This window comes from Pseudomonas neuropathica, assembly GCF_051174785.1.
GTDB classification, from domain to species: Bacteria; Pseudomonadota; Gammaproteobacteria; order Pseudomonadales; family Pseudomonadaceae; genus Aquipseudomonas; species Aquipseudomonas neuropathica_A.
This window is the reverse complement of the sequence record NZ_CP195111.1, coordinates 168,777-185,829: the sequence shown is the minus strand read 5'-3', so window position 1 is coordinate 185,829 and position 17,053 is coordinate 168,777. Positions and strand designations below refer to the sequence as shown.

General features: G+C 60.0%; 14 protein-coding genes. 4 read left to right on the top strand and 10 right to left on the bottom strand.

The window, feature by feature from the left end:
* The 5 genes from ACRRSD_RS00855 to ACRRSD_RS00835 all read right to left on the bottom strand — a co-directional run bounded on the left by ACRRSD_RS00855 (position 1) and on the right by ACRRSD_RS00835 (position 6,362).
* On the bottom strand, positions 1–555 hold the full coding sequence (locus ACRRSD_RS00855; protein ID WP_435036712.1) for a PqiC family protein: 555 nt from the start codon (positions 553–555) through the stop codon (positions 1–3).
* A 16-nt stretch (positions 556–571) separates the two neighbouring features.
* Positions 572–2,227 (bottom strand): intermembrane transport protein PqiB, encoded by a 1,656-nt coding sequence (locus ACRRSD_RS00850; protein WP_435036711.1) that lies wholly within the window; start codon positions 2,225–2,227, stop codon positions 572–574.
* A 231-nt stretch (positions 2,228–2,458) separates the two neighbouring features.
* A complete protein-coding gene (locus ACRRSD_RS00845; RefSeq protein WP_435036710.1) occupies positions 2,459–3,760 on the bottom strand; it encodes an NAD(P)/FAD-dependent oxidoreductase in 1,302 nt (433 codons plus the stop codon).
* The gene (locus tag ACRRSD_RS00840) at positions 3,757–4,845 is read right to left on the bottom strand and encodes a polyamine ABC transporter substrate-binding protein (RefSeq protein WP_435036709.1); all 1,089 of its coding nucleotides are present in this window, start codon (positions 4,843–4,845) and stop codon (positions 3,757–3,759) included. Before ACRRSD_RS00840 ends, ACRRSD_RS00845 begins: the two co-directional genes overlap by 4 nt.
* A gap of 158 nt (positions 4,846–5,003) precedes the next feature.
* On the bottom strand, positions 5,004–6,362 hold the full coding sequence (locus ACRRSD_RS00835; RefSeq protein WP_435036708.1) for a glutamine synthetase family protein: 1,359 nt from the start codon (positions 6,360–6,362) through the stop codon (positions 5,004–5,006).
* Positions 6,363–6,524: 162 nt separating this feature from the next.
* Between ACRRSD_RS00835 and ACRRSD_RS00830 the strand changes: the two genes are divergently transcribed.
* The 4 genes from ACRRSD_RS00830 (at position 6,525) to ACRRSD_RS00815 (ending at position 11,441) form a co-directional block, all read left to right on the top strand.
* On the top strand, positions 6,525–7,424 hold the full coding sequence (locus tag ACRRSD_RS00830) for a helix-turn-helix domain-containing protein (RefSeq protein WP_435036707.1): 900 nt from the start codon (positions 6,525–6,527) through the stop codon (positions 7,422–7,424).
* A 90-nt stretch (positions 7,425–7,514) separates the two neighbouring features.
* The gene (locus ACRRSD_RS00825; RefSeq protein ID WP_435036706.1) at positions 7,515–8,024 is read left to right on the top strand and encodes a sigma-70 family RNA polymerase sigma factor; all 510 of its coding nucleotides are present in this window, start codon (positions 7,515–7,517) and stop codon (positions 8,022–8,024) included.
* Entirely contained in the window at positions 8,021–8,971 is a 951-nt protein-coding gene (locus ACRRSD_RS00820; protein WP_435036705.1) for a FecR domain-containing protein, read from the top strand. The genes ACRRSD_RS00825 and ACRRSD_RS00820 overlap by 4 nt, the downstream gene beginning before the upstream one ends.
* Before the next feature lie 67 nt (positions 8,972–9,038).
* Positions 9,039–11,441 (top strand): TonB-dependent receptor, encoded by a 2,403-nt coding sequence (locus ACRRSD_RS00815; RefSeq protein ID WP_435036704.1) that lies wholly within the window; start codon positions 9,039–9,041, stop codon positions 11,439–11,441.
* Between the two features lie 55 nt (positions 11,442–11,496).
* On the opposite strand, the gene ACRRSD_RS00810 is transcribed toward ACRRSD_RS00815, so the two are convergent.
* The 5 genes from ACRRSD_RS00810 to ACRRSD_RS00790 all read right to left on the bottom strand — a co-directional run bounded on the left by ACRRSD_RS00810 (position 11,497) and on the right by ACRRSD_RS00790 (position 17,038).
* Positions 11,497–12,489, bottom strand: a complete 993-nt coding sequence (locus tag ACRRSD_RS00810; protein ID WP_435036703.1) for a LacI family DNA-binding transcriptional regulator — start codon at positions 12,487–12,489, stop codon at positions 11,497–11,499.
* A gap of 75 nt (positions 12,490–12,564) precedes the next feature.
* Positions 12,565–14,067, bottom strand: coding sequence for a glycoside hydrolase family 32 protein (locus tag ACRRSD_RS00805; protein ID WP_435036702.1), 1,503 nt, complete (start codon positions 14,065–14,067; stop codon positions 12,565–12,567).
* Positions 14,064–15,209, bottom strand: coding sequence for an ABC transporter ATP-binding protein (locus ACRRSD_RS00800; RefSeq protein WP_435036701.1), 1,146 nt, complete (start codon positions 15,207–15,209; stop codon positions 14,064–14,066). Before ACRRSD_RS00800 ends, ACRRSD_RS00805 begins: the two co-directional genes overlap by 4 nt.
* 27 nt (positions 15,210–15,236) lie before the next feature.
* Positions 15,237–16,079, bottom strand: a complete 843-nt coding sequence (locus ACRRSD_RS00795) for a carbohydrate ABC transporter permease (RefSeq protein ID WP_095118847.1) — start codon at positions 16,077–16,079, stop codon at positions 15,237–15,239.
* Complete coding sequence (locus ACRRSD_RS00790) at positions 16,076–17,038, bottom strand: carbohydrate ABC transporter permease (protein WP_435036700.1); 963 nt, start codon at positions 17,036–17,038, stop codon at positions 16,076–16,078. Before ACRRSD_RS00790 ends, ACRRSD_RS00795 begins: the two co-directional genes overlap by 4 nt.
* Positions 17,039–17,053 lie beyond the last annotated feature (15 nt).

Here is a 17,053-nt window from a genome sequence, read left to right as displayed (position 1 = left end):
TCAGGACTGCGAAGGGCAGGTGCGCGCGTTGCCGGTTGCCGCCCGACTGATCTGCTCGGCCAGCCGTTTGACGTTGTGCTGCTGAGCGCCCACCAGATCATCGATGGTCGGGCCGGACGGGGTTTGCAGGGTCGAACGGCAGGTCAGCAAGCCATTGTCAGTGGCACCGACGGGACGCAAGCGCCATTTGGCGTCGATCAGGCCGTACTGACCAGGGATCGAGTCGAAGCGTTGCACTTCGATGCGCACCGAAACGTTGCCTTGGCCACTGGTATTGCTCAATTGATCGGCCAACGCACCGCGCAACTCATCCGCCAGTGTCGCCCCCCACCAATCGGTTTCCAGAATCGCCAGGCCGCTGTTGCCCTGGCGGATAACGATTTGCGCCCGGTCGACCTGCGGCGGCACGCTCAGCGCTTCAATCGGAATCTGCGCGCCGGTCCGGGTGTTGGCGATCTGCACCGGCGTCAGAGTGTGAAAACTGATCGGGTCGCTGCGACAGGCGCCCAGCAGCATGAACGCAGCGAGCACGGTGATTTTCAGCGGTACAGCCATGGTTCAGCTCCTGTGCTCAGTTGCGTGGCGGGCCTTTAAGGTCGATAGGTGCAGCGTTATCTGGGCGGCCACGAATCAGCGATTCCGGATGCCGGCCGAGGTAATCCGACAGCTCCCGCAGCGAACGCGACATGCGCCCGAGTTCGTCGAGGGTTTCCGTAAGTTTTTCGCGCTGCGGCGAATCTTCGGCCAGGGTCGAGCTGGCCGACTGCAAGGTCTTGCTGACGTCGGCGAGGGTGCTTTGCACGCCCGGCAAGGTCTTGGCGTTGAACTGAGCGAGGCCTTTGCGCAACTCGACCAGATTGCTGTCGAGGTTGCTGGCGATGCGATCGACCGGTAGCTTGTTGAGCTTGTCGACCACCGCTTCGAGTTTTTCCTGCAGCTGTTCGAGGCTGCCGGGCACGGTTGGAATCACCACCGGGCGCGCCGTGGGGTCAAAGGCAACTTTTTCGGCTTTCGGGAAGAAGTCCAGCGCCACGTACAGTTGCCCCGTCAGCAGGTTGCCACTGCGGGCCTGGGCGCGCAGGCCATTGTCGATGAAGGTGCCCATCAGACGAATACCGGCGGCCTCATCGTTGGGATCATGCTTGAACGCGGTGAGCATTTTTCCGTAAGCCATGCCCAAACGTTGCGGGTAAATGACGATGCCGACGTTAAGCGGGAAGCTGCGTTTTTTCGCGTCGAAATCCAGATTGATCGCCACCACCCGACCGATTTCCATGCCGAGGAATTCCACCGGTGCGCCGACCTTCAAGCCGCGCAGGGATTGGTCGAAACGCAGGCTCAGGTATTGCGCCTTGCCATTGGGCGGGGCGAGGGCGGTGGTCTGGTCGGCGAACAGTTCGAAGTCTTTGTCATCGGCGGCGGCGACGTCGTTGGGGCTGTAATCCGGGGCGCGAAAAGCGATGCCGCCCACCAGCATGGAGGACAGGGATTCGGTTTTCACCTGAAAACCGTTGGCGCCGACGCTGACGTCAATGCCACTGGCGTTCCAGAATCGGGTGTTTTCGGTGACGAACGCATCGTTGGGCGCGTGAATGAACACTTCGATGTTCACGCCTTTACCGTCAGGCGCCAGCTCGTAGGTGACGACCTGGCCGACAGGGATCTTGCGGTAATAAACCGGCGAACCGATGTCCAGCGAACCGAGATCCTGGGTGTGCAGCATGAAACGCTTGCCCGGTTCGCCGTAGGTGATCGGCGGCGGGTTTTCCAGGCCTTTGAAGTTTTTCGCTCGGGAGTTGGACTGGCCGATGTCGGCACCGATGTAGTCGCCGGAGAGCAGAGTGTCGATACCCGACACGCCTCCGGCACCGATTCGCGGGCGTACCACCCAGAACTGTGAGTCTTCACGGGTGAAGGTTTCGGCCTGTTTGGCCAGTTTGATCGTGGCGTTGACGCTTTTCTGGTCGTCGCTCAACTCGACATCGGTGACCTGGCCAATCACCACATTACGGTATTTGACTTCGGTCTTATTGGCCGTCAGACCACTGCCGGTCTTGAAGGTGACCACGATGGTCGGCCCCTCCTGCATGATGTTGTGCACCACCAGCGAAATACCCACCAGCACCGCCACGATCGGCACGATCCAGACGAGTGAGATGCCGAACCGGCGGGTTTTGACGGGGGCTTGGCCTGGCGCTCGCGGCTCGTCGATGGCTGACGACTTCATCCATGTCTCCTCGATTGAATGGGCACTGAGCGTCAGGAACGCAAAAGCACCTCATCAATATAGAAGTGCTTGGCGATAGAGCAAATGTGTATGGCTCGCATCGTTGGCAGTTTCCATGTAGGAGCTGTCGAGTGAAACGAGGCTGCGATCTTTTGATCTTGCTTTTTTAAGATCAAAAGATCGCAGCCTTCGGCAGCTCCTACAGAGGCATGGTGTCGGCGCGGGTTACGGTTATCCGAGCATTTCCCGCAGGCGATACCAGAACATGCCCAGTGCCAGCAGTGGCGAGCGCAAGGCCGGGCCACCGGGGAAGGTCATGTGCGGCACGCCGCTGAACACGTCCATACCTTGGCTGTGACCGGCATGAATCGCCTCGCCGAGCAGTTTCGCGCACCAGTGCGTGACGTTCAGGCCATGCCCGGAATAGCCCTGCGCATAGAACACGTTCGGGTGCTGTTTGAGCCGGCCGACCTGCGGGAAGCGGTTGGCGGTGATGCCGATCTTGCCGCCCCATTGGTAATCGATGCGCACGTCGGCCAGTTGCGGGAAGACCTTGAGCATCTTCGGCCGCATATAGGTCGCGATGTCCGAAGGATCGCGGCCGGAATAGTGGCAGGCACCGCCGAACAACAAGCGCCGGTCCGCCGAGAGCCGATAATAATCGAGGCCGACTTTCTGGTCGCACACCGCCAGATTGTGCGGGATCAGTTGCGTGGCACGTGCCTCGGACAACGGTTCGGTGGCGATGATATAACTGCCGGCCGGCAGCACCTTGCCACTGAGTTGTTGTTCGAGGTCGTCCAGATGCGCATTGCAGCCGAGCACCAGACTGCCAGCCCGCACCGTGCCGTTTGCACAACGCACCTGCACGGTCGGGCCGTGGATGATCTCCAGCACTTCACTTTGCTCGAAAATCTTCACGCCGAGCGACGCTGCCAATCGCGCTTCGCCTTGCACCAGATCCAGCGGGTGCAGGTGACCAGAACCCATGTCCACCAGCCCACCGGCATAAATGTCGGAGTTGACCACTTGCTGGCGGACCTGCTCCGGGCCGATCAGCCGGGTTTCGTGGGCGTAACCGAGTTCGGCGAGATCTACCAATTCATCCTTGAACGCAGCGAACTGCGCCGGGGTGTTGGCCAGATCGCAGAAGCCCCAGCGCAGATCACACTCGATGCCGTTGTCGCCGATGCGCTGACGCACCAGTTCCACCGAATCGATGCCGGCGCGCTGCAAATAGCGCACGCCTTCCTGACCGACGTATTTGGCGAACCCATCGACCTCATGGCCGATTCCGCGAATCAACTGGCCGCCATTGCGACCGCTAGCGCCCCAGCCAATCCGCCGCGCTTCGATCAAGACCACCGACAGCCCGCGCTGGGCCAGTTCGATGGCGGTGTTGACCCCGGTGAAACCGCCGCCGATCACGCAGACATCGGCCGTCAGGTCACCGTCCAGTACTGGATAAGATGTGGTCGCCCGCGCAGAAGCGGCGTAGTAGGAGCGGGCGTGTTCCTGGGTGTACTGATTCATTTGTTCGACTTCACTTTGCTCCAGGACCGGGTCATCAGACGCATGATCGCTTGGGGCGGGGTGGTAGAAATATAGAGTTTGTCGAGGACTGCTTGAGGGGGGTAAACCTCTGGATTGTTGACCAGCTCCTGATCCATGTACTGCTTGGCGGCCGGGTTCGGGTTGGCGTAACCGACCGAAGCGCTGACCTTGGCGATCACTTGTGGATCGAGCAGGTAATTGATGAAGGCGTGGGCTTCTTTGGTGTTGCTGGCGTCAGCCGGGATCGCCAACAAATCGAACCAGAGATTGGCGCCTTCCTTCGGAATGGCGTAGGCGATGTTCACGCCGTTCTTGGCTTCCTTGGCCCGGTTGGCAGCCTGGAACACGTCGCCGGAGTAACCGAAGGCTACGCAGATATCGCCATTGGCCAGATCCGACACGTATTTCGAGGAATGGAAATAGGTGATGTACGGGCGGATGCTCAGCAGTTTCGCTTCAGCCTTTTTATAGTCTTCGGGGTTTTCGCTGCGCGGGTCCAGGCCCATGTAATTGAGCACGGCAGGGAAGACTTCGTCGGCGGAGTCCATCATCGACACGCCGCACTGGCTGAGTTTTTTCAGGTTCTCAGGCTCGAACAGCACGGCCCAGGAGTCGATGTGGTCGACGCCCAGCACTTGCTTGACCTTGTCGACGTTGTAGCCGATGCCGTTGGTGCCCCACAGGTACGGCACCGAGTGCGCGTTGCCCGGATCATTTTTCTCCAGCAGTTCGAGCAGTTTCGGGTCGAGGTTTTTCCAGTTTGGCAGTTGTGAACGGTCGAGTTTGAGGAACGCGCCGGCCTTTACCTGACGCGCGAGGAAGTGGTTGGACGGCACGACCACGTCATAACCGGTGCGACCGGCGAGGAGCTTGCCTTCGAGGGTTTCGTTGGAGTCGAAAACGTCGTAGATCACCTTGATCCCGGTTTGGCTCTGGAAGTCGGCGAGGGTGGTTTCGCCGATGTAATCGGTCCAGTTGTAGACGCTGACTTGAGGTTGGGCTTGGGCTACGGCGCTGAACAGCACGCTCAGGGCGACCGGGAGTACGGATTTCAACAGACGCATTTCGACACCTCTTAAATTGTTAGATTTTTCAGGTGGTTCGCTAATCCCTTGTGGGAGCGAGCCTGCTCGCGAAAGCGGTGGGTCAGGCAACATAAATGGTGACTGTGCTCACGCCTTCGCGAGCAGGCTCGCTCCCACAGGGTCTGTGCAAATCTGAATTACACGCTCAGCATCAGGAACTCACGCTCCCACGAACTGATCACGCGCTTGAAGTTTTCATGCTCGGCACGCTTCACCGCGACGTAGCCACGGACGAACTTGTCGCCGAGGTATTGCGCCACGGCTTCGCATTCTTCCATCTGCGTCAGCGCTTCTTCGATGGTGATCGGCAGGCGCAGGTTACGGCGCTCGTAAGCGCGGCCCTGGACCGCAGCGCTAGGTGCGATGCCTTCGACCATGCCGATGTAACCGCAGAGCAAACTCGCGGCAATCGCCAGATACGGGTTGGCATCGGCGCCCGGCAGGCGGTTTTCCACGCGCATGGCTTCGGGGCTTGAGGTCGGCACGCGCAGGCCGACGGTGCGGTTTTCTTCGCCCCATTCGACGTTAACCGGCGCCGAGGTGTCCGGCAAAAAGCGGCGGAACGAGTTCACGTTGGGCGCGAACATCGGCAGCACTTTCGGGATGTATTTCTGCAAACCGCCGATGTAATGCAGGAACAGTTCGCTCATCTGCCCGTCGGCGTCGGCAAAGATCGGCTTGCCAGTGGCGATGTCCACCACGCTCTGGTGGATGTGCATGGCGCTGCCCGGCTCATCGCCGATCGGCTTGGCCATGAAGGTCGCGGCGACGTTGTGCTTGAGTGCGGCCTCACGCATGGTGCGTTTGAACACGGTGATCTGGTCGGCCAGATCGAGGGCGTCGCCGTGACGGAAGTTGATTTCCATCTGCGCCGGGCCGTCTTCGTGGATCAGCGTGTCGAGGTCCAGGCCTTGCAGTTCGCACCAGTCATAGACGTCTTCGAACAGCGGATCGAATTCGTTGGCGGCATCGATGGAGAACGACTGCCGGCCACTTTCCGCGCGGCCCGAACGGCCCAGTGGTGCTTTCAGCGGCAAGTCCGGGTCTTCGCAGCGCTGGGTCAGGTAGAACTCCATTTCCGGCGCAACGATCGGCTTCCAGCCTTTGTCGGTGTACAGCTGCAAAACTTTCTTCAGCACGTTGCGCGGCGACAGTTCGATCGGGTTACCGAACTTGTCGAAGGTGTCGTGGATGACGATAGCGGTCGGTTCAATCGCCCATGGAATCACGTAGACCGCGTCAGCCACGGGCTTGCAGACCATGTCGATGTCGGCAGGATCGAGCAGGTCGTAGTAGATGTCGTCGTCGACAAAATCCCCGGTTACCGTTTGCAGCAGCACACTTTCCGGCAGGCGCATGCCTCGCTCATGCAGGAACTTGTTGGTCGGTGCGATCTTGCCGCGGGCAATGCCGGTCAGGTCGCTGACCACACATTCGACTTCGGTAATCTTGTGATCTTTCAGCCACGTGAACAGCTGATCGAAAGGGGCATTCATAAAGACCTCGTTATTGGTTTTATAGACGCCGGGGAGGGCGGGTTTCATCTTCCGCCCCTTCCCCTGTGGCGCGTTGACGACTATCTTGGGCGAGCCTTGCAGTTCCATCTATCCACTTTAAGCAGCACCAAAGCGCACCAAAAGAGTGCGCAAGGTCACCCCATGACAACGTGCAATCCGCTCCAGGTTCAAGCGTTCAACACCGCCGATGTGGCCGAGCAAGTCCGCGCCACACCGGGCTGGGTCCAGCATTACCAACAGATGTCGCCGGGGCACTTCGCCGGGCAGATCCGCTATCTGGATCTACAGGGTGTCGAGGTCTATGAAGAGCAGATGAACACCCGGGTCGAACAGAATTTCAGCGCGCCATCGGGTGCCTTGGCGTTCTGTTTTGATCGCAGTGACAACGCGCTGTACCTGCTCAATGAAGAGAGTCGCAACATCTGGATCACCCCGGAGAACTACCAGGAAATCGCCGTAGTGTTCGGTCCGGAATTTGTCCGTCAGCACGGTCTGAATGTGGCGAAACTTGAAGGGTTGTTCATGACGCAACTCAATTGCGGGCAGAACGCCTTGTTCAGTAAATGGTTAAGCTCGACTCTCACGAAGTTGTCGCAAGCTGTTGATTCATTTGATAAAGATGCGCTGACTCAGCAGCTACTTGAAGACTGCCTGTTCATTCTCGACAACGCTCACACCAGCCTCGATCGCGGTGGCTTACAGCGGCGTACTGAAGAGCGAATGATCATGAAACGGGTAGGAGAGTGGGCAGCGGATTCGCCGGAAGATACCGTCAATCTGCTGGAGCTTTCGCACGTGGCGGGGGTGCCGTTGCGGCAATTGCAGCAGGCCTTCAAAGCCTACACCGGGATGACCCCGAGTCACTGGCTGCGCCTGCGCCGGTTGAACAGCGCTCACCGCGAATTGCTCAAGCGCCGCCCCACGGAAACTACGGTTGCCGAGGTGGCGATGCACTGGTCGTTCTGGCATTTGGGAAGGTTTTCCAGCAGTTACCGGGCGTTGTTCAAGGAGTTGCCGAGCGAGACCTTGAAGCGCTCATGAATGCCGTCGTGGATAAAAAGACTTTGTGTCGGCGCGCAAGTTAAATAGAATCACTCTCATTTGAAACTGACTTCGCGCAGGACTCTTGAGATGACTGAAGCAGCGACGCCATCGCCGCAGCACCTGCACGAACTGTATCGCGATCATCGCGGCTGGCTGGAAACCTGGCTGCGGCGCCGCATGGGCAACGCGTGGGATGCGGCGGATCTGAGTCAGGACACCTTTCTGCGCGTGCTGTGCAGCGCGCAACCGATTGCCGACATGCGCGAGCCGCGCGCTTATCTGCTGACCGTGGGCAAACGCCTGCTGAGCAATTTCTACACCCGCCGCAGCCTGGAAAAAGCCTACCTCGAAGCCCTGGCGCAATTGCCCGAAGAGTGCGTGCCGTCGCCCGAGCAGCGTTGGCTGCTGTTGGAAACCCTGCAAGCGCTGGATGAGCTGCTCGATGGTTTGCCGCGAGCGGTGCGTCGGGCCTTTCTCCTCAGTCAGCTCGAAGGCCTCGGTTACCGTGAAATCGCCGAACGTTTGCAGGTTTCGGAACGCAGTATAAAGCGTTATATGGCAATAGCTTACGAGCATTGCTTGATGTTGGATCTATGATGCGCGTCGCACCCAATACCGAAGCGCGTGAAGTGGCGCGTGCCGCCGCGCAATGGCTGGCATTGCTCGAATCCGGTGAGGCCAGTGACGCCGATCACGTGCGACTGAAGCACTGGCGCGACAGCGATAGCCGCCATGAAAACGCCTGGCAGAAGATTCAATTGCTGCGCCAGCGCTTTTCCAGTCTGCCAGCAGAATTGGCCATGGCCACACTCGATCGCCCGGATCTGGCGCGGCGTGCAGCTCTGAAAAGGGCGTTGGGGCTGGCGGCTTTGGTGCCTGCGGCGTGGTTGATCAGTCGCCAGTTGCCGCTCGACGTCTGGCGCGCGGATTTGCAGACTTCCACCGGCGAGCACACACGAACACGGCTGGCCGACGGCAGCACCTTGCAACTGAACACCGCCAGTGCAGTGAACGTAGATCTGGCCAGCCGTCAGTTGACGTTGGTGCGCGGCGAAATGGCGCTCAACGTTCCGGGTAGCACGACATTGACGGTCAACGCGCCGTACGGTCGGATCATTGTCAGCCGCAGCGAAGTCTGCGTGCGCCTCAACGAGCGTGACTGCACCGTGTCGGTGGTCAGCGGCTCGGTGCAATTGCAGCCGTTGCACGGGCCGGCGCTGCAGTTGAACGCCGGGCAACAGGTCAATCTGCAGGCCTCCGGCGCCGGACCGGTCGCGCTGTTCGACGCCAAAATGCCGGGCTGGCGTGACGGTGTGTTGATGGCGCAAAACCAGCCGTTGGGGGATTTCCTGCGCGAGTTGAGCCGTTATCGCTCGGGTCTTTTGCGCTGGGAACCGGCAGTTGAAAGTCTGCGTGTCACCGGCAGTTTCCGTCTCGACGACACCGATAAAGTGCTGGCCCTGCTGGCGGCGAGCCTGCCGTTGGAGGTGCATTCGCGCACGCGTTTCTGGGTAACGCTGACGCCGCGAAAAAATATCGTCTGAAGCCTGTCCCTTTTTTTCGCCTCACCGGTCATTGCAGGTAAGTGAACAAAATCGAGAGCTTCTTCCAATGCCCGCAGTATTCCCAAGTCGTTTGCGTCCGTTGTTGCAGTTGAGCCTCCTGCTGAGCCTGAGTGCCAGCCCTGTGTTGATTCAATCCAGTTGGGCCGAAGACGCCGCTCGGCGCAGTTACCAGGTGCCGGCCGGCAGCCTGAGTGCAGCGTTGACGCGGTTTGCCGGGTTGGCCGGGGTCAATCTGTCGGTCGATCCGGCACTGGTGAGTGGCCGCAACAGCAACGGCTTGTCCGGCGAGTTCGCTGTGGAGGAGGGGTTCGCTCGCTTGTTGCTGGGTTCCGGTCTGCAACTGCAACCGCTGGGCGAGCAAGCCTACACATTGATTCCAGCCGCCGAGGGCAGCAGCCTGCAACTGGCGCCGACGTCGATTCTCGGTGCTACTGGTTCCAGCGATGCCGATGTGTTTGCCGGCGGCCAAGTCGCGCGGCGTGGCTCGCAGGGCTTGTTGGGGTCGAAAGACTTCATGGAAACCCCGTTCAGCATGACCACCTACACCAGCGAAGCCGTGAAAAACCAGCAGGCACGCACGCTGGGCGATCTGATCGCCAGCGACCCTTCGGTGCGTGCAACCAACCCGGCCGGTGGCCGCTACGAGCAGTTCACCATCCGTGGTTTCAGCCTGTTCAACAGCGACGTGGCGTACAACGGGCTCTATGGCGTGCTGCCGACGTACACCATTGACATGGAAATGGCTGATCGCGTCGATATTCTCAAAGGCCCGAGCCAGCTCATTAACGGTATTTCGCCGAGAGGCAGTGTGGGCGGGGGGATCAACGTGGTGCCCAAGCGCGCTACCGATCAGCCGATCACTTCACTGACGGCCAATTACGCGTCGAATAATCAGGTCGGTGGCGCGGTGGATGTCGGCCGCCGTTTCGGTGAAGACAACCAGTTCGGCTTGCGTTTCAACGGCGTGAAGCAATCCGGTGACACGGAATGGGACCACCAGAGCGTCGATCGCGACATGGCGGTGCTCGGTCTGGATTTTCGCGGTGAGCGGCTACGGCTTTCGACCGATATCGGTCACACCGAGCGCGATACCGACGCACCGCAAGAACGCGTTCAAGTCGGCGCCAACGCCAAGGTTCCGAACGCCAACGATGTCCGCGATAACTACGCGCAACCGTGGAGCCAGGCGCGGACCAAAGACACCTTCGGTACAGTCAACGCTGAGTTTGATGTCAGTGATTCGGTGATGGTCTACGGCGGTGTTGGTGCGCGGAAAAGCAATCACGACTTCCTTCGGCATGCGGTTTCCGTGACCAACGACGCCGGTGATTTCAGCGTGCAACCGCGCGACTTCACCCGCGACGAAAACGTGCGCACGGCCACCGCCGGCGTGCGCAACTGGTTCCACACCGGGCCGGTGAGCCATGAGGTCAACCTCGCTGCCAGCTACTTCTACATGGATTTCGAGAACGGCGGCGCGCGTTATGCGGCCGGCCGCAGCAACCTGTATGACCCGGTGGAAACCGCCAAACCCGGCACACCGACGCGCTATGACGCCAAGGTCTACACGGAGAACCGCTTCAGCGGCGTGGCGTTGTCCGACACGCTGGGCTTTTTTGATGATCGATTGCTGCTGACCCTCGGTGCGCGCTGGCAGCGGGTGAAAGTTGATGACTGGAGCGATGACGTCAAAGGTGACACGGCCTACGACGAGGAAAAGGTCTCGCCATCGGGCGGCATTCTGTTCAAGGCGACGGACAAGCTGTCGCTGTACGCCAACTACATGGAAGGCCTGAGTCAGGGCAAGATCGCGCCGTCGACATCGGTGAACGAGGACGAAATCTTCCCGCCGTTCATCAGCCGTCAGGTTGAAGTCGGTGCCAAATACGACGCCGGCGCCTACGCGTTGACCGCTGCGGTGTTTCGCATCAAGCAACCGGCGTACGAAACCAACGCCACCACGCGAGTCTTCGGGCCCAATGGCAAGCGCGAGAACAATGGCGTGGAGCTGAGCGTGTTCGGCGAACCGCTCAAAGGTTTCCGTTTGCTCGGCGGCGTGATGTACATCGACAGCGAGCTGACTCACACCACCAACGGCACCTTCGACGGCAATCGCGCGCCGGCGACGCCGAAATACAACGTCAATCTCGGCGCAGAGTGGGACGTGCCGACCGTGCAGGGGCTGACGCTGACAACGCGGGGCATCTATTCGAGTTCGCAGTATCTGGATCAGTCGAACGACAAGGAAATCGACGCTTGGGAGCGCTTCGACATAGGCACGCGGTACGCCTTCAAGGTCGATGAGAAAACCATCACCCTGCGCGCCAATGTCGAGAACGTTCTGGATAAACGCTACTGGAGTTCGGCAGGCGCTTCGGATGACAGTGAGCCGGGTTTGACGTTGTCGACACCGAGAACCTATCTACTTTCAGCGACAGTGGACTTCTGATTTCACTCGGCAAATCCAAAGCAATCGGGAGCGCTATCAGCGAACGACAGCACTCTCAGAGTGATGTCCTGACCACCAATGGACAGTCAACTCGCTGAGTTCCCGATAGCTCAAGGGTCTCGATCAGATGCCGTGCAGCCTGGCGCCCAATCTCGTAGTACGGCAGTTGCACCGTGGTCAGCGGCGGGATGAACAACTCGGCAATGCCGATCATGTTGTCGTAGCCGAGGACGGCGACATCGTCGGGAATTTTCAGGCCTCGTCCCAACAACAGCTGATAGGCACAGAAGGCAATGCGGTCGTTGCCACAGATCAGAATATCGAATCGGGGACGACCATCAATGACATGCCGGTCGAGAATAGCGGCTGTTTCACTGTAGGCATCATGATCGGAAAGGTCGTATTGCAGGAGCGTGTCAGGCGCCAGTCCGAATGCCTGACAGGCACGCTGCAGGCCTTTTTGACGCAGCCCCCATGCCAGACTCTGTTTCGGCAGATTGATACACAGAGGACGTTTGTAGCCTAGGCTCAACGCGTGGTGTACGGCGCGATACTGGCCCATTTCGTCGTCGGGTACATAGCTGACGAGGCGGCTGTCATCTGCCAGGCAATTGGCGAGCACCAGAGGTTTGCTCTTCAAGCGCTCGGGAATGCTGACCTGGCGAAACCCCATGGCGCTGAAGATCAAGCCGTCCGGACGGTGCGACAGCATCAGGTCGATGTTCTGGTCGGTGGGCGGGTTGCTTAGCAGGTTGAGGATAAAGACATTCCAGCCGGCTTGCTGCGCGGTCTGTTCAATGGACAGCAGCAGCTCGACCGCGAAGGGCGTGGTCGCGGTGTCCAGCGCGAACACGCCGATGGTGCGCGACTGCAGGTTGTCACCGCGCATCTTGCGCGCTGACAGGCTGGGTACGAATTGCAGTTCATCAATGGCACGACGCACCCTTAGAAGGGTTTCGGGGCTCAGTTTTTCCGGAGAATTGAGCGCTCGAGACACCGTCATCAGGGACACGCCGGCCAGTTGTGCAACGTCTTTCACTGAAGTCATGCGAAGTGCGGCCGGTCAGGTTGACGCAGAATCATGACACAGGGCCCGGGCTTCTCGCGACCCGAATGACGCCGCTCATGACCATCCAGAACCGAGCGGCCATGCCTTGGCAATCGAGACGCGGCCGCCACTCCCGCTTGCCACCAGCTTCACGCCCAAACTGTCGGAGCGCGGATAGAGGCGACTGCTGAGGCTGAAGCGGCCGTTTTCGTCGAACACCTCAATGGATGAGCGATCGAGGAACACGCGCAGCTCAAGACGCTCTAGCGTCGGGTCTATCGAGACGCTTCGCTGGCCGGTGACTTGCGCACCCGAGCGGCTGCGATCAAGCACAAGGCGCTGCAGTGACGCATCGTAATAGAGCAGGGTTTCTTCACGACCATCGTCGCTGCAACGGAGGGCGACTCCCAGGTGGCCGTCAGTGCAGCCGAGCAAATCGAGATGCACATGGATTTCCAGCATGTCGCCGTTTACCTCCGGCACCCAGCGGGTTCCCGACGCTTCCCACCACGGCGCCCCCGGCAATTGCGTCATTCGTAGCGCGCTGAGCTCCCGTGCCGGATACACGCAAAGGCGCTCGGCGCACAGCTCAAGTTCGCGTGGCAGTCCGAGCATGCCGCACCAGTGATGGGCCTGGCTCGGCATCGGGCTTTCCCACATGTCCAGCCACGCCCAGACGAGGCGCCGCCCATCGGCGGCCAACAGCGTTTGCGCCGCATAGAAATCGTGGCCGTTATCCAGCTCGATAAAAGGCCCGCCCGTGAAGTGCCACTGGTTGTCGAGCTGGCCCACTCGATAACCGGTCTGGTACTTGTTGAGCCGGTCATAACCGTCGGCTTGCATGCCTTGCGGAGAGTACAGCAGCACATCGCGTCCATTCAGTCGAAACAGGTCCGGGCATTCCCACATATAGCCATCGCCCTCGCTGCCGGCGGACACATAGTCGAGGAATTCCCAGACGTGCAGATCATTGGAGCGGTACAGCGGCAGTAGCGGTCTGTCGCCCAGACGTGCGCCTGCAATCAGGTACCAATAGCCATCCGCCTGCCAGACCTTGGGATCACGGAAGTGCATGATGGCGTCTTGCGGCGCGCTGTCGATCACCGCGCCGTGTTTGACGAAGTGGATGCCGTCGTTGCTGGTGGCCAGGCACTGGACCTGTTTGATCAAGCGCTCGTCACCCACTTCCCCCAGCCAGGTGTGCCCGGTGTAGATCAGCGCCAGGGTATCGCCACAGACCACGGCGCTACCGGAAAAACAGCCGTCGCGGTCGCAGTCATCGCCGGGTGCCAGCGCAATGGGCAGGTGCTGCCAATGCACCAGATCGGCACTCTTGGCGTGGCCCCAATACATCGGCCCCCATTTCGCGTCGAAGGGGTGATGCTGATAGAAAACGTGGTACTCGCCACGGAAGTACACGACGCCGTTCGGGTCGTTCATCCAGCCGGCCGGCGGGGCAATATGATAACCGGGTCGATAATCCTCGATGACGCGAGACTGGCTGTCAGCCAGGGCGCGTTGCGCAAGGTCAAGGGTCGAAGACATGGGATCGCTCTGGGTATTCAAAGACAAGGTCATAGCGCGTGTGCTCGGATTGAGCGCCGAGAGAGGTCATCCGCCACGGATTCAATGGCGTGCGGATGGCGCTTCAATGCCGTGCCGTCGGCGTCGAACAGGTGGATTTTGTCGATGTCCAGTTGCAGTTCGACCCGATCGCCTGTCTGCCATCCGGCGTTGACTTCACAACGACAGATCAGTGGCTCGTCCTGCCCGGTATCGAGGTGCACATAGGTTTCGCTGCCGAGGTATTCGACCCCGGTCACGACGACGCCAGCCGCTCCCGGCGCCGCTTTGAGCGACAGGTGTTCCGGACGAACGCCCAGGCTCAGCGAGGCGTCTGCCGCCAGGTTCGAGCTGTCGAAGGGCAGGGTGGTCATCCCCAAAACGGCAGCATCAACCAGGCTGGTTTCGCCTGGCGCCTGCAGGCGTGCCGGCAGAAAATTCATTTTCGGCGAACCGAGAAAACCGGCGACAAAGCGGCTGGCCGGGCGCTCATAGAGTTCGCGTGGTGAGCCGACCTGCTCTATATGGCCGCCATTGAGCACGACAATTTTGTCGGCCAGGGTCATCGCTTCCACCTGGTCGTGAGTGACGTAGATCATGGTCGAGCCCAATCGGGCATGCAGTCGGGCGACTTCGTTGCGCATCTGCACCCGCAACGAGGCATCCAGGTTGGACAGCGGCTCATCGAACAACAGAATGTCCGGCTCCCGCGCCATGGCCCGGCCCATGGCCACACGCTGACGCTGCCCGCCCGACAGTTCTTTTGGTTTGCGTTGCAACAGTTTGTCCAATTGCAGGATTTGCGCGGTTTTCAGTACGCGCTCGCGCAGGCTGCTCTTTTCCGTTCTGGCCAGTTTGAGACCAAAACTGATGTTGTCGTAGACGCTCATATGTGGGTACAGCGCATAGGACTGAAACACCATGCCGACGCCACGCTCGCGCGGTTCGAGGTCGTTGACCCGGCGCCTGTCGATCAGCAGATCGCCGGCACAGATCGAGTCCAGTCCGGCGATCAGGCGCAGCAGCGTCGACTTTCCGCAACCCGAAGGGCCGACGAACACCACGAATTCACCTGCCGCAATCTCCAGGCTGATGTCGCGAAGAATCCGCACGCCGCCCAATTGTTTGTTCACGTTGTCCAGTTTCAATTTGATCACGATGCTGTTCCTTGTCTTTGTTGGGCATCAACCCTTTAACGCGCCGGCAGTGAGACCGGAAACGATTCGGCGCTGGAAGATCAGCACCAGAATCACCAGTGGGACGGTGACCAGCACCGAGGCGGCCATCAACAGCCCCCAAGGCAACTCATGGGGGCTGCCGCCGGAAATCAAGGCGATGGCAACCGGCACCGTGCGTTGGCTGTCGGTGAGGGTGAACGTCAGGGCAAACAGGAACTCGTTCCACGCGGCGATGAATGCCAGCAAGCCCGTGGTGACGAGGGCTGGCCAGAGCAGCGGCAACAGCACACGGGTCAGCGTCACCCACGGTGACGCTCCATCCATGATTGCCGCTTCCTCCAGTTCATGGGGCAGTTGTCCCATGAAAGTGGTCAGCACCCAGACGGTGAAGGGCAGGGTGAAAATCGTGTAGCTGAGGATCAACGCCCACGACGTGTTGTACAGACCCAAGGCGCGGATCACTTCGAACAGTCCCGACAGCACCGCGACCTGAGGAAACATCGACACGCCAAGGACCATCATCAACACCGTGCCACGCCCACGGAATTTCACCCGGCCCAAGGCATAGGCAGCGGTCAGGCTGAGGAACAGCGCCAGCGTCACCACGCACAGCGCAACCACCAGCGAATTACCGATCGCTCGCAGGAATGAAGCCTGGTGGAGGATCGCCGCGTAATTGGAGAAGTCGGGATTTTCGATCCAGTAGCTCACCTCGAACAACGCGCTGGAGGGCTTCAGCGAGGTCACGATGGCGTAGTAGAAAGGGAAAACCGCATACAGCAGCAACACCCCGATCAGGCACCAGAACCCCAGGCGCAACAGCGCTTTTTTCAGCAGGCGCGGGCTCATGCGCGGACCTCCAGTTGACGGCGTCCGAGGTAGAGATAAAGCATGGCGATCACCGCGACCACCAGAAACAAAAGCGTCGACGCCGCGCTGCCGTAGCCGACGTCCTGGAATTCCACCAGGTGCTGGCGGGCATACACCGACATACTCATGGTGCTCGACGAGTTCGAGGTCAGCACATAAATGACGTCGAATACCCGCAGGGAATCGAGGATGCGGAAGATCGCCGCCACCAGCAGTGCAGGCATCAACAGTGGCAGCGTGACACGCCAGAACACGTTCAGCGGGTGAATGCCATCGACCCTGGCCGCTTCGTAGCAATCGCTCGGCAACATCTGCAAGGCCGCCAGCATCAGCAGGGTGACGAAGGGTACGGTTTTCCAGACGTCAACGATGATCACCGCCCACATCGACAGGTCCGCATCTGCCGTCCACGCCAACGGGGCGTCAATCAGGCCGAGGCTGAGCATCAGGTGATTGATGATGCCGAACTGGTCGTTAAGCATCCATGACCAGATCTTCGCCGAGACAATCGTCGGAATCGCCCACGGAATCAGAATCAACGCCCGCACCAGCGAACGGCCGGTGAATTTGATGTTCAGCAGCAACGCCACCAACAGCCCCAGGACGACTTCCAGTCCCACCGAGACCACCGTGAAATACAACGTGTTGCGCACCGCATTCCACCACTGTGGATCGACGAGGATGCCCGACCAGCCGGAACCGCTGAACAGCAGATAATTGCTCAGGCCAATGAAGGTAGCGCCACCGGTGTCCGCCAGGCTGGCGTCGGTCAGGCTGAACCAGAATGTGCGCAGCAGCGGCCATGCAGCCACCAGGGCCAGGCAGACCAGCATTGGCGTCAGAAACAGCCAGGCAGCGCGCACCCGGCGACGTTGTACAGGCGTTTCCCTCGCGAGCAGCAGCTCGTCAAACGGAGCATGGGTCGTAGAGACAGACATGGTGATTTCCTTCCT

Bases quoted from the DNA above. Each gene is read 5' to 3' on its own strand.
- ACRRSD_RS00855 (WP_435036712.1), bottom strand. From the start codon at position 555: ATGGCTGTACCGCTGAAAATCACCGTGCTCGCTGCGTTCATGCTGCTG.
- ACRRSD_RS00850 (WP_435036711.1), bottom strand. From the start codon at position 2,227: ATGAAGTCGTCAGCCATCGACGAGCCGCGAGCGCCAGGCCAAGCCCCC.
- ACRRSD_RS00845 (WP_435036710.1), bottom strand. From the start codon at position 3,760: ATGAATCAGTACACCCAGGAACACGCCCGCTCCTACTACGCCGCTTCT.
- ACRRSD_RS00840 (WP_435036709.1), bottom strand. From the start codon at position 4,845: ATGCGTCTGTTGAAATCCGTACTCCCGGTCGCCCTGAGCGTGCTGTTC.
- ACRRSD_RS00835 (WP_435036708.1), bottom strand. From the start codon at position 6,362: ATGAATGCCCCTTTCGATCAGCTGTTCACGTGGCTGAAAGATCACAAG.
- ACRRSD_RS00830 (WP_435036707.1), top strand. From the start codon at position 6,525: ATGACAACGTGCAATCCGCTCCAGGTTCAAGCGTTCAACACCGCCGAT.
- ACRRSD_RS00825 (WP_435036706.1), top strand. From the start codon at position 7,515: ATGACTGAAGCAGCGACGCCATCGCCGCAGCACCTGCACGAACTGTAT.
- ACRRSD_RS00820 (WP_435036705.1), top strand. From the start codon at position 8,021: ATGATGCGCGTCGCACCCAATACCGAAGCGCGTGAAGTGGCGCGTGCC.
- ACRRSD_RS00815 (WP_435036704.1), top strand. From the start codon at position 9,039: ATGCCCGCAGTATTCCCAAGTCGTTTGCGTCCGTTGTTGCAGTTGAGC.
- ACRRSD_RS00810 (WP_435036703.1), bottom strand. From the start codon at position 12,489: ATGACTTCAGTGAAAGACGTTGCACAACTGGCCGGCGTGTCCCTGATG.
- ACRRSD_RS00805 (WP_435036702.1), bottom strand. From the start codon at position 14,067: ATGACCTTGTCTTTGAATACCCAGAGCGATCCCATGTCTTCGACCCTT.
- ACRRSD_RS00795 (WP_095118847.1), bottom strand. From the start codon at position 16,079: ATGAGCCCGCGCCTGCTGAAAAAAGCGCTGTTGCGCCTGGGGTTCTGG.
- ACRRSD_RS00790 (WP_435036700.1), bottom strand. From the start codon at position 17,038: ATGTCTGTCTCTACGACCCATGCTCCGTTTGACGAGCTGCTGCTCGCG.